Annotated in this window: 12 protein-coding genes; 2 read left to right on the forward strand and 10 right to left on the reverse strand. The window is 63.5% G+C overall.

What is annotated here, in order from left to right:
- The first annotated feature begins 291 nt into the window (after positions 1-291).
- Positions 292-531 carry a hypothetical protein gene (locus tag AC07X4_RS19445; RefSeq protein ID WP_192420591.1) on the forward strand — a complete coding sequence of 80 codons (240 nt, stop codon included), beginning with the start codon at positions 292-294 and terminating at the stop codon, positions 529-531.
- A 117-nt stretch (positions 532-648) separates the two neighbouring features.
- Positions 649-999, forward strand: a complete 351-nt coding sequence (rbp, locus tag AC07X4_RS19450) for an RNA-binding regulator (protein ID WP_056058635.1) — start codon at positions 649-651, stop codon at positions 997-999.
- 198 nt (positions 1,000-1,197) lie between these two features.
- On the opposite strand, the gene AC07X4_RS19455 is transcribed toward rbp, so the two are convergent.
- The 10 genes from AC07X4_RS19455 to AC07X4_RS19500 all read right to left on the reverse strand — a co-directional run.
- Positions 1,198-2,145 (reverse strand): formate dehydrogenase accessory sulfurtransferase FdhD, encoded by a 948-nt coding sequence (locus AC07X4_RS19455; protein ID WP_494741010.1) that lies wholly within the window; start codon positions 2,143-2,145, stop codon positions 1,198-1,200.
- Between the two features lie 208 nt (positions 2,146-2,353).
- The gene (locus AC07X4_RS19460; protein ID WP_494741011.1) at positions 2,354-2,746 is read right to left on the reverse strand and encodes a hypothetical protein; all 393 of its coding nucleotides are present in this window, start codon (positions 2,744-2,746) and stop codon (positions 2,354-2,356) included.
- 11 nt (positions 2,747-2,757) lie between these two features.
- A complete protein-coding gene (locus AC07X4_RS19465; RefSeq protein WP_494741012.1) occupies positions 2,758-3,978 on the reverse strand; it encodes a formate dehydrogenase subunit gamma in 1,221 nt (406 codons plus the stop codon).
- An 8-nt stretch (positions 3,979-3,986) separates the two neighbouring features.
- The gene (locus tag AC07X4_RS19470; protein WP_436077743.1) at positions 3,987-4,229 is read right to left on the reverse strand and encodes a hypothetical protein; all 243 of its coding nucleotides are present in this window, start codon (positions 4,227-4,229) and stop codon (positions 3,987-3,989) included.
- Positions 4,226-4,843 (reverse strand): formate dehydrogenase FDH3 subunit beta, encoded by a 618-nt coding sequence (gene fdh3B / locus AC07X4_RS19475; RefSeq protein WP_055402827.1) that lies wholly within the window; start codon positions 4,841-4,843, stop codon positions 4,226-4,228. Before fdh3B ends, AC07X4_RS19470 begins: the two co-directional genes overlap by 4 nt.
- A 23-nt stretch (positions 4,844-4,866) precedes the next feature.
- Positions 4,867-7,833, reverse strand: a complete 2,967-nt coding sequence (locus tag AC07X4_RS19480) for a formate dehydrogenase subunit alpha (RefSeq protein ID WP_056746763.1) — start codon at positions 7,831-7,833, stop codon at positions 4,867-4,869.
- Positions 7,834-7,847: 14 nt separating this feature from the next.
- Positions 7,848-8,057: a hypothetical protein gene (locus AC07X4_RS19485; protein WP_056058615.1), complete on the reverse strand. Its 210-nt coding sequence runs from the start codon at positions 8,055-8,057 to the stop codon at positions 7,848-7,850.
- Positions 8,058-8,205: 148 nt separating this feature from the next.
- Positions 8,206-8,838 (reverse strand): TorD/DmsD family molecular chaperone, encoded by a 633-nt coding sequence (locus AC07X4_RS19490; RefSeq protein WP_192420211.1) that lies wholly within the window; start codon positions 8,836-8,838, stop codon positions 8,206-8,208.
- On the reverse strand, positions 8,835-10,904 hold the full coding sequence (locus AC07X4_RS19495; RefSeq protein WP_494741014.1) for a 4Fe-4S binding protein: 2,070 nt from the start codon (positions 10,902-10,904) through the stop codon (positions 8,835-8,837). Before AC07X4_RS19495 ends, AC07X4_RS19490 begins: the two co-directional genes overlap by 4 nt.
- Positions 10,864-11,513, reverse strand: a 650-nt coding sequence (locus AC07X4_RS19500; RefSeq protein WP_494741013.1) for a DUF3306 domain-containing protein, incomplete at its 5' end; no start/stop codon positions are given. The genes AC07X4_RS19500 and AC07X4_RS19495, both read right to left, overlap by 41 nt.

An 11,513-nucleotide genomic window follows, 5' to 3' on the forward strand; every position in this document is an offset into this window, starting at 1 on the left:
TTGAGCTCGCTATTGCGCCAGCGCCCATCGCAGGCGGAAGCGAGGCACGGGCACCGTCTTTTTAAAACCAAAAATGATATTAAATAAAAATTAAATAACAAATCGCATATAATTCACTTCGTTGCAGTCACGGCTCTTGACGCCAGCAGTCACCGCAACGCCTGCCTCCAAGCGGTCTAACGCGCCGCGGCAGGCCGCCTTTTGCGACCTTGTCGCCCAGTGGGTCTGAAGAGCTGCAGCCCACCGAGTCCCTCGATGCTCACGCAGGTCGATGACGGCCTGCGGTCCCGAATGCACCAGATTTCAAATAACGCCATTTCCATGGGCCAGTACGTCGTTTCGCCCGCGACACACCCGACCGACTGTGGCCGCTTCCGCGCCTCCTTCTCGGTCCATCGTTCAAGTGGCAACGGCAGCTACTGCCGAGTGTTCCGTTTTGACAAAGCCTTTGCCTCGCGCGAAGCTGCCAGGCTCTTTGCCGTCACCCAGGGCTGGCTCCAAGCGTGCATGTCCCATCCCCCTGTGTGCTGAAGCTCTGCTGACCGCAGGCTCCATGTCCTCATCCCAGTTGCCGTGGGCTCCCGCTCACAGTGCTGTACCCCAACGGTGCGCCCTTCGTTGCGTGCCATCCTTCAGAAAGGCTCTTCCATGAGCACCAAGATCTACGTGGGCAACCTGCCCTATTCCGTGACCGATTCCAGCCTGCAAAGCAACTTTGCCGAGTTCGGCAATGTGTCCTCCGCCAAGGTCATGATGGACCGCGAAACCGGTCGCTCCAAGGGCTTCGGCTTTGTGGAAATGGCGTCGGCCGAAGTGGCCCAAGCCGCCATCAGCGCGCTTCACGGCATGTCCGTCGATGGGCGCTCGATTGTGGTGAATCTGGCTCGCCCCCGTGAAGAAGGTGGCGGCGCAGGGGGCTACAGCGCCAATGGCTACAGTGCGAGCAAACGCTCGGACGTTGGCTATGGCACGGGCGGCTACGGCGGCGGCCGCTATTGAGCCCTGTGGCTCATGAAAAAAGCCGGCTCGCTGTAGCCGGCTTTTTTTCGTCTCGCCCCATGCCTTTGCATGGGCCGCAGGCCAAGGCGGGCCGATGGTGCTCGACGCCGCTGCGGTGGCCGACTCAAAGACTATTGAGCGGCAACGGCCCCAGCACCACCCCGTCTGCGCGGGCGCAAACCATTGAGCCCTGCCGCCTCACACTTCACCAGCAGCCCGGGCAGGGGGCACTACCGGTGCCTGGGCCAGTTCTGGCTGCAGTACCAGGCGGTGCGTACCGCTGTAGCACACAAACCGGCGGTTGGTGGCGCGCCCGATGGCGCACAGGCCCAGCTGCTGGGCCACGGCGTGGCCCATTTGGGTCATGCCGCTGCGAGACACCACAATGGGCACCCCCATCTGCGCCGACTTGATGACCATCTCGCTGGTGAGGCGGCCGGTGGTGTAGAACACCTTGTCTGCCCCCGACATGGGAGAGGTTGCGGGGTCTCCTGCACAGTCGCTGGATGAGCACGTCTCAGGATTCATCCACATCCAACCTGCGATGGTATCGATCGCATTGTGGCGGCCGACGTCTTCCACAAAAATCAGCAAGTCCTCCCCCTTGAACAGGGCACAGCCGTGCACCGAACCGGACGACTTGTAGGTGGTCTCCTTGAGGCGAATCGCGTTGACGATGCCGTACAGCTGGCCCTGGGTCAGGCGGGCGTCGGGCAACTGGATGCGGTCCACTTCGTCCATGAGCCCGCCAAACACGCTGCCCTGTCCGCAGCCCGTGGTGACGACCTTGCTGGCCGTGCGCTCTTCGATCCGTGCAATGCCATGGCGCGTGCGCACAGCGGCGGCGTGGACCTCCCAATCGACCGTGATCGATTCGATGTCGAGCACCGATTCGACCAGCCGCTGGTTGCGCAGATAACCCAGCACCAGCAACTCTGGTTGCGCGCCCAGTGTCATCAGCGTGACGAGCTCGCGCTTGTCCACGTAGATCGTGAGCGGACGCTCGGCGGGGATCTGTACCTGCTCCCGTGCGCCCAGTTCGTTGACGACCTCCACTGCATGGGTCAGCGGGGCGTGGGCCTGCGTCAGGCGCGGCAGAGAGGGCGAGGACAAACCGGAAGGAGTGGACAAAGAACTGGAACTCATGGGGCAAATATACGCAGTGTGGTGCTACGGCGGTTAGCGCACGGGAATGAACCGCTGCGTGGCCCGGCCCACTGCACCAAGGGGGCAGGCTGGTGCCGTATCGCCCTGCGAGTGCTGGCTCGGCGATGCACCTGGCACATCGCTCCCAGAAAAAAAGCCGCGCCCCACCAGGGAACGCGGCTTCGAGCCCAGCGCGGCAGGGCGCGTGTCAGGACTTGGAGGCCGGTGCAGCTGCAGCGGCAGGTACCTGCGTGCTGGGAGGGCTGCTGGCTGTGCCAGGTGGCGAATGTGCACCAGCAGCCTCCGCAGGCTTGGCCGCTGGCGGCGTGTAGGCGAAGGGACCAGGGTCCGTGCATGCAGCACCAGTAGCAGCCGCTGGCTTGGCCGAAGGCGTGGTCTTGCGGTAGTGCGCGACCACCTTGTCTTGCGACAGGCACAACTTGTAGTTGTCCACCTTGCCAGCCCATGCAGCCTTGGCTGCCGCTTCGGCGGCCTTGGCGGCCGCCTCGGGGGACGGGGCCGGCAGCTTGGCGGATGCCGCAGTGCATACGGCTGCCGCGCACAGCGCCAGCAAAGAGGTGCGGATGCTTGATCTCGTCATGGAGTGGATCCTCATACCTGGGCGGGCTGCTGGCCCGCAGATGCTGTTACGTCGGTCGCTGACTGGCTGGCGCTGCGCTGGCGCGGGATCTTGCCGGCCTGCACATCGTCATACCACAGCTCATGGTGTTCCTTGGCCCAGCCCTCGCTCACATAGCCGGTGCGCATGGCCTTGTAGGCACCCTTCATGCCCACTGTGCCCATGTAGATATGACCACAGATCAGCGCCATCATCCAGATGGCCAGAGTGGCGTGGATCATGTGGGCGATCTGCATGTCGCCACGCACGTCACCAAAGCCGGGGATGAGTTTGTCGAGCACCAGGCCAGTGGCCACCACAAAGATGCCGGGGATGGTGATGCCCCACCAGAACAGGCCCTTCTCGCCCGCATTGAAGCGGTGTGAGGGCACCTCGTGATTGCCCTTGCCCAGCATGCCGCCGCCCTTGGCCAACCAGACAAAGTCAGCGCGGTTGGCGATGTTGTCCTTGATGAAGGTAAGAATGATCACCAGCAGCGACACGGCAAACAACGGACCCACAAAGTTGTGAACGTTCTTGAGCGCATAGGTCAACCAGCCAAACAGCGTGGTCCCCAGGATGGGCAACAGGAAGAACTTGCCAAACGCCATCACGATGCCGGAGATGGCCAGCGCGACGAATGCAAACGCATTGGCCCAGTGGGCCGCGCGCTCGAACGGGGTGAAACGCTCGATACGGCGGGGGCCGGTGCCGTCGGGATGCTCATGCCCCAGCGGGCCTTTCACAAAGTAGAAGATGCCCAAAGCCAGCAACACGATGGCAAACAGCGCCGCACCGTAGGGGATGATCCAGTGGTTGCGCACTTGCCGCCACGCCTCGCCCGCATTGGTGTAGCGCGAGCCGGGGTACTGCACAAAGCGCTGGATCAGGTTGCCCGCCTCGGGCGCCTGGGTCACAGGCAAGCTGCTGTAGCCTGTCACGCCCTGCCCCACCTGGCGCCACATGGGCGCGTTGTTGCCGGGCTGCACCTTCATGCGCTCGCCATTGGTCTGTTCCGAGTATTTGGGATCAGCGCTGGCGTCGGGTTTGACCTGAAAGATATTCTGGCTTTGTACGCCTCCCACCGCAGCCGGTGCAGCCGTGGCTGCAGGAGCTGCCGCCGATGCGTCGGGCGCAGCAGGCGGCGTCTGGGCGCCAGCCAGCCCACAGGCCAGGCTGGCCGCCAAGGCCATGGACCACACGATGTATTTCATGGTGGACCTCACTTCGCCTGGGTGCGGGTGTATTCGTTCTGGCCGTACTGCTGGCGCGCTTTCAACTGCGCTTCCCAACTGGTTTTGTCGCCGGCTTTCCAGCCAGGCTGCGTGAAGTTGCTGCCGGTGCCGGCGTAAGACGGGGCATCGCTGCGGATGCCCGCGCCGGTCTGCGGTTTCTCGCCGCAGCCCGTCAATGCCAGGGCGGCCACCGCAGCGACCAAGGTCATGTGTATGGTGCGCTGCATCATGACTTGCCTCCTGCAGGCTGACCTGCCTGTTGTGAGCCGTAGGCCGTGCCCCAGCCCCACACTTCGGCGCCCTTGCCACGCTGCACCACGCGGTTGCGGAAGATATCCGCCACCACATCGCCGTCACCGGCCAGCAGGGCTTTGGTAGAACACATTTCTGCGCAGGCGGGCAGCTTGCCTTCGGCCAGGCGATTGCGGCCGTATTTTTCAAACTCGGCCTGGCTGCCATGGGTTTCAGGACCACCGGCGCAGAAGGTGCACTTGTCCATCTTGCCGCGCACACCAAAGGTGCCGGACGATGGGAACTGCGGCGCGCCAAACGGGCAGGCATAACTGCAGTAGCCGCAGCCAATGCACACGTCCTTGTCGTGCAACACCACACCCTCTTCGGTGCGGTAGAAGCAGTTGACGGGGCAGACCGCCATGCAAGGTGCGTCGCTGCAGTGCATGCAGGCCACCGAGATGGACTTTTCACCCGGCACACCGTCGTTCAGGGTGACCACGCGGCGGCGGTTCACGCCCCACGGTACTTCGTGTTCGTTCTTGCAGGCGGTCACGCAGCCGTTGCATTCGATGCAGCGCTCTGCGTCACAGATGAATTTCATTCGTGCCATGTGTGTCTCCTTGCGTGGCGCGATCAGGCGCGTTCCACGTTGCAGATCGTGGTCTTGGTTTCTTGCATCATGGTCACGCTGTCGTAGCCATAGGTGGTGGCCGTGTTGACGGCTTCACCGCGCACCACAGGTGCCGCACCCTTGGGGTAGTACGCCAGCATGTCCGCCCCTTGCCAGCGGCCCGAGAAGTGGAACGGCATCCACACAGTATCGGGTGCCACGCGCTCGGTAACGAGTGCTTGCACGTTGATGCGGGCACCGGTGGGAGAACTGAGCCATACGCGCTCGCCGTTGCGGATGCCCCGGTCGGCGGCCGTCTTGGGGTTGATCTCGACGAACGACTCCTGCTGCAGCTCCGCCAGCCAGGGGTTGGAGCGGGTTTCCTCGCCGCCGCCTTCGTACTCCACGAGACGACCCGAGCTCATGATGAGCGGGAATTTCTCGTGCACCTTGTCGGCCACGTTTTTCTCCTGCACGCTCTTGTACAGGGTAGGCAGGCGCCAGAAGGCCTTCTTGTCGTCGTGGGTCGGATACTTGGCCATGAGGTCAGGACGCGTGCCATACAGAGGCTCACGGTGCTGCGGAATGGCGTCCGGGAAGTTCCACACCACAGCGCGCGCCTTGGCATTGCCGAATGGATGGCAACCGTGCTTGAGGGCCACCCGAATGATCGCGCCCGTGGGGTCGGTCTTCCAGTTCTTGCCCTCGGCCTTGGCCTTTTCGGCATCGCTCAGATCGTCCCACCAGCCTAGCTTCTTGAGCAGCACGTGGTCGAACTCGGGGTAGCCCGTGGTGATCTCGCTGCCCACCGAATGGGAGCCGTCCTCTGCCAGCAGGTTGACGCCATCCTTTTCCACGCCGAAGTTGGCGCGGAAGTTGCCGCCGCCTTCCATCACATGCTTGGAGGTGTCGTACAGATTGGGCGAGCCTGGGTGCTTGAGCTCCGGCGTGCCATAGCAGGGCCATGGCAGGCCAAAATAGTCGCCGCCAAAGTCGTAACCAGTCTCCTTGTCCTTGCCCCCCTTGGCCTTCAGGGTCTTCACGTCGAACAGGTGCATGTTCTTCATGTGGGCCTTCAGGCGCTCAGGGCTCTGGCCGGTGTAGCCAATGGTCCAGACCGACTTGTTGATCTCGCGCAGGATGTCCTCGGGCACGGGCTCGTCCATGCCCTTGACCTTCTGCATCTTGTAGTTCTTGGAGAGCTCGGCGGCAAAGCCCAGCTTTTCGGCGAACTGGTGCATGATCATGTGATCGGAGCGGCTCTCCCACAGCGGCTCGATCACTTTTTCGCGCCACTGCAGCGACCGGTTGGATGCCGTGCACGAACCACTGGTCTCGAACTGCGTGGCGGCGGGCAGCAGATACACCGCACGGTTGGGATTCAAATCTTCGGCCTTGCCTGGCATGGCAGCCATCGCGGCGGTGGCGGACGGATAAGGATCCACCACCACCAGCAGGTCCAGCTTGTCCATGGCGCGCTTCATCTCCAGACCACGGGTCTGCGAGTTGGGCGCATGGCCCCAGAAGAACACGCCGCGCAAATTGGAGTCCTGGTCGATCAGCTCGTTGTTCTCTAGCACACCATCAATCCAGCGCGACACGGTGATGCCGTTCTTGGTCATCATCGCGGGCGACGCATACTGCTTCTTGATCCACTCGAAGTCCACTCCCCACACAGCGGCGAAGTGCTTCCACGAGCCTTCGGCCAGGCCGTAGTAGCCAGGCAGCGAGTCTGGGTTGGGACCCACGTCGGTTGCGCCCTGCACGTTGTCGTGGCCGCGGAAGATGTTGGTGCCGCCACCGCTCTTGCCCACGTTGCCCAAAGCCAGCTGCAAGATGCACGATGCACGCACGATGGCATTGCCGATGGTGTGCTGCGTCTGGCCCATGCACCACACGATGGTGCCAGGGTTGTTCTCGTGCAGCATCTTGGCGACCTTGAAAACCTGGTCTTCCTTGACGCCACAAGCCTCTTCCACCTTGTCGGGCGTCCACTTGGCCAGCACTTCGTCGCGCACCTTGTCCATACCATAGACACGGTCGTTGATGTACTTCTTGTCTTCCCAGCCGTTCTTGAAGATGTGGTACAGCACACCAAACAGGAAGGGAATGTCGGTACCGGAGCGGATGCGCACGTACTCGTCCGCCTTGGCGGCCGTGCGGGTGAAGCGCGGATCCACCACGATCATCTTGCAGCCGGTTTCCTTGGCGTGCAGCATGTGCAGCATGGACACCGGATGCGCTTCGGCCGCGTTGGAGCCGATGTACAGAGCGACCTTGCTGTTTTGCATGTCGTTGTACGAATTGGTCATGGCGCCATAGCCCCATGTATTGGCCACACCCGCCACCGTGGTGGAGTGGCAGATACGCGCCTGGTGGTCGCAGTTGTTGGTACCCCAGAAGCTCACGAACTTGCGCAGCAGATAGGCCTGCTCGTTGTTGTGCTTGGACGAACCCACAAAGTACACGCTGTCAGGACCGCTGGCCTTGCGCAGCTCCTGCATCTTGGCCGTGATTTCGTTCAGGGCCGTGTCCCAGCTGATGCGCTCGTATTTGCCGTTGACCAGCTTCATGGGATAACGCAGGCGGTACTCGCCATGACCGTGCTCGCGCAGCGCTGCGCCCTTGGCGCAGTGGGCACCCAGGTTGATGGGCGAGTCAAACACCGCCTCCTGGCGCACCCACACGCCGTTCTCGACCACGGCATCGACCGCGCAGCCCACCGAGCAGTGGGTGCACACCGTACGGCGCACTTCGATCTTGCTGTCGCCGATGCCGACCTTGGCACCTTCGGCAGCGTTGGATTTCTTGACCAGCGTGAGCTGCGACGCCGCGATACCGACGCCCACTCCAAGGCCAGAGCGGCGCAGGAACGAGCGACGGTCCATGGTGGGCAGGGCCTGCGACAGGCCACGGCGCAGGCTGTGCACAAAAGGCGATGCAGAGCCGTTGCCCTGCACAGAATGAGAAGACTTCTTGGTTAGCAACATGGCGTGCCCCGATGTCAAAGTTGGGTGGTCTTGTAGTACTGCTTCACGCGGGCAGACAGGTGGTAGCCACCGCCCTTTTCGGGTGCGACGCGCGCGGGCTCGGACACCACGGCATCGGACGGCGCGACATGGGGGAGTGCCACCACGGCTGCTGCAGCAGCCCCTACGGTGGCGGCGCCGGAAAAGAAGCTCCGGCGGGAGGAATTTGGCTGGCTGTTCTGCATGCTTGTCTCCAGAAAGGCTGGCAGCTATGAAACGGAATTCATACAGTCTATGTCAGTGTGTAAAAACCCGCCATCGGGCTTTACAACTCCCAGTAACACACTCATCTTTTGTAGCGGCATATCGAGGGTTTACGAGCATCTGGAGGGATCAATCCAACATGTCGAAGCCCTGGGTCTCCACCGACACAAAGGCCCGCGTGAAGTGCGCCACAGCCGCATAAAACCGTGCTTGCGGCTGTGCGGCCAAGGCATCGCAGAGCTGAAGAACCCAGGGCTGCAGATGCGTTGAAAAAAATTCACGCTGCGATGTCAGGTTGCAGACAGCTACATCGTCTCCAGCGATCAGGTAGCGCATGACCTCCAGCAGGTAGGCCACATGGTCCTCGGTCTCGGGCATGGTCTCGTCCCGCGCCAGGCCCAGCTGCTGCAGATCGGTACGCAGACGCGCCAGCGGCTTCTCGTTGAGAAACCCGCTGAGGTAGTGCGAGCCATACAAAAACACCTCGGGCTTGCCCACACCACCAAAGAGCCGGTCAAACTCCTGCGCAATGGCAGCATCGCTGAGCGCACGCGACGCCGCCACCAGTTGCTGCCAGGGCTCCTGCAAAAAGCCGCCATCGGCAGGCGCCTCCGTCACTGCCACCCGCAAGGCCGACAGCAGCTCCGGGCTGGGCGCTGCGTAGTACAGCTGCGACAACAAGCCATACAGCTCGGCGCGGGCGGTTTCTTCATCGAGCGCAGAGCTGCCGCCCAGGGGGGTCAAGGTGGATGGAGCGCTCACAGGTCGGTCACTTTCGTCTCATTTTGTGCGGAATACAGGTCAATCACGCGGCAATCACTGCACATCTTCAGCCGCTCCAGCGCCTCGCCCTGGAACATGGGGTGGCCCGACAGTTTGCCCAGCATGGCCTCGATGGCTTTCACCGTGCCAAAGGGTTTGCTGCAGCGCACACAGGCCCAGGGCTTGGCCTCGTTGAGCACACGCAGCTGTGCACGCTCGGGCGTGAGCAGCAGGCGCGGCTGCAGGGTGATGGCGTCTTCGGGGCAGGTAGTGGCGCACAGGCCACACTGCACGCAGTTCTTTTCGATGAAGCGCAGCTGCGGCATCTGCGGGTTGTCCTGCAGCGCACTGGCGGGGCAGGCGCTCACGCAGCTCAGGCACAGGGTGCAGCGATCTTTGTTGACTTCAATCGTGCCCAGCGGCGACCCCACGGCAGGCAGAGCAATGGCCGCAGGCCGCTCGTCTACGGGCATCGGGGCCTGCTCGATCAGGTGGTCGAGTGCCATCTCCAGCGTGCTGCGCTTCTCTTGGGCCACCGCAAAGCGTGCAGCCACGGCCGGGGTCTTCTGGCGCGTCTGGCCCAGGGTCTGCAGTGCAGCATCCAGCGCGGTGGGGTGGTTGGCACGCAGCAACTGCACATGGGTGCCGGTGTAGCCCAGGCCGCGCAGGATGGCCTGCGCCACGTCCATTTGCGCCTGCAGGCCTTCGAGGTACTGCGGCGCTTCTTCATCGGTACTCAACACCACCACCTGCGATGCACCATAGGCCATGGCGCTGAGCCACAGGTCCACCCCCGTGCTGGCCGTATGCCACAGCGCCACCGGGATCACGTTGGCCGGCACGCCGTGCGCCAGCTTCAGCTGAGCAGCACGGCCCAGTTCTTCCACCAGCGCCTGGCCGCGCTCCTGGCTGTGCAGCAGCAATACCGCATCCTTGCCGCCGGCGGCGGTGTAGGTGGACAGCAGCGTCTTGAGCTTGGTGCCCTGCTCCGTCGCACTGGGGTAGGCATAGGTCAGTGCGCCCGTGGGGCACACGGTGGTGCAGGCGCCACAGCCCACACACAGGTTGGGGTTCACCTTGATTTGCTGGCGGCCCTTATCGCTGCTGATGGCCTCGGCCGAGCAGATGTCCACGCAGGCATTGCAGCCCACGGTTTCGTTGCGGCTGTGGGCGCAGAGCTTTTGTTTGTAGACAAAAAACTTGGGTTTCTCGAACTCGCCCACCAGCTCGCGCAGCTTGAGCAGCGTGCCCAGGTCCCGCCCGTCCCAGCGCAGGTAACCCTGCGGCAGCGCGTGCTGCAGGAAGGTGGGCGTGGCAGTGGATGAACGCAGGTCCAGCACCAGGTCAAAACGCTCGGTCTGCGCCGTGGTATCTCGGGTGAAGTCGATGGCGCCCGCCACCTGGCACACCTTCACGCAGGCGCGGTGCGACTGGCAGGCGGTCAGGTCGATCTGGTAATCCAGGCCAATCGCGTTTTCAGGACAGGCCGCCACGCAGGCGTTGCAGCGCGTGCACAGGTCCAGGTCGATGGGGTTGTCGGCCGCCCATTGCAGCTCAAACGCACCCAGCCAGCCGGTGAGGCCCGTGATGCGGCCACCCAGCACCGGATAGCGCCGTGCCTGCGCGCCACCGGCATTGCCAGGGCCTTGGGTGAACAGCGTCACATCCAGCACATCCGAAACCAGGGCGGCCGCCTGCTCGGCCTGGTCGAGCGGTCCGATGATCAGCAAGCGGCCCGTGCTTTTGTAGGTGACCGTGGGTACGGGCGGAGGGTCGGGCAGCCGGGCGGCCGCCAGCAGCGCGGCGATCTTGGGGCTGGCCTTGGCAGCATCGCGGCTCCAGCCTCCGGTTTCGCGGATGTTCACAAACCGGATGGGCGACACCGCGCCCTCGGTCTGCTGGCCCAGGTCGCCAAACAGGCGCTGCTCCTGGGTGCAGGCCACCACCACGTCCTGCCCGGACTGGATGGCCTTTTGGAACGCCCCCGCGTCGCGCCGGCACAGGGTGGAGTGAAGGGTCAGGTCTTCATGCAGCGCCTCGCCCAACGCCTTGGCGTTGAGGGGCATCGTCTGGTTGCAGTCGCAGATGAGCGTCGTGGTCATTGTGGGTATGGCTGGCTGGCGTGACCACCGCATCCTGGGCAGAGCGTGGGGCCACCTCAGGCTCGCTAGAGGGAACGCTAGGAACAGCGTTGCATGCCTGGGACTGTGCCACGTCTGCGGGGCTTTGCGCCTCCGCATCATCCCGAGGCTGACTGTCCGGCGGGGATATTGCGGCCGCAGGGGCCGCGTCCGGCGCAGCATCACCTGGCAAACCCTGCGCAGGGGTCGCGGCCTTTTTCTCGTGGTCAAAAAAGCCCAGTGCATGCGCACTGGCCATCTTGCGCAGCATGCCTGCAGGCAGCGGGTCGGGCTGGGTGTAGTCGCCGATGTAGATGTCCAGGCCATCCATCACATTGAAGTGCGGGTCGGCAAACAGCTTTTTCATGGCCAGATTGCGCACCTCAGGCGACACGGCACGGGCCACAAACGGTTTGAAGTCGGACGCGGGCGTGAGCGCCTCAGCATCCGCCAATGTGGGCGGCGGTGGCACCTCCGGGGCAGGGACAGCAGGGGCTGCAGGCGCGACGGGCGCAGCCACAGCGGCCACCGGCGCGGGGGTTGCCACCTGGGGGG

The sequence above is a fragment of the Acidovorax sp. GW460-11-11-14-LB4 genome (assembly GCF_059423685.1).

Coding starts and splice junctions, on each gene's coding strand:
- AC07X4_RS19480 (WP_056746763.1), bottom strand. CDS start 7,833: ATGTTGCTAACCAAGAAGTCTTCTCATTCTGTGCAGGGCAACGGCTCT.
- AC07X4_RS19455 (WP_494741010.1), bottom strand. CDS start 2,145: ATGAGTTCCAGTTCTTTGTCCACTCCTTCCGGTTTGTCCTCGCCCTCT.
- AC07X4_RS19470 (WP_436077743.1), bottom strand. CDS start 4,229: ATGATGCAGCGCACCATACACATGACCTTGGTCGCTGCGGTGGCCGCC.
- AC07X4_RS19460 (WP_494741011.1), bottom strand. CDS start 2,746: ATGACGAGATCAAGCATCCGCACCTCTTTGCTGGCGCTGTGCGCGGCA.
- AC07X4_RS19495 (WP_494741014.1), bottom strand. CDS start 10,904: ATGCCCCTCAACGCCAAGGCGTTGGGCGAGGCGCTGCATGAAGACCTG.
- AC07X4_RS19445 (WP_192420591.1), top strand. CDS start 292: ATGCACCAGATTTCAAATAACGCCATTTCCATGGGCCAGTACGTCGTT.
- rbp (WP_056058635.1), top strand. CDS start 649: ATGAGCACCAAGATCTACGTGGGCAACCTGCCCTATTCCGTGACCGAT.
- AC07X4_RS19485 (WP_056058615.1), bottom strand. CDS start 8,057: ATGCAGAACAGCCAGCCAAATTCCTCCCGCCGGAGCTTCTTTTCCGGC.
- fdh3B (WP_055402827.1), bottom strand. CDS start 4,843: ATGGCACGAATGAAATTCATCTGTGACGCAGAGCGCTGCATCGAATGC.
- AC07X4_RS19465 (WP_494741012.1), bottom strand. CDS start 3,978: ATGAAATACATCGTGTGGTCCATGGCCTTGGCGGCCAGCCTGGCCTGT.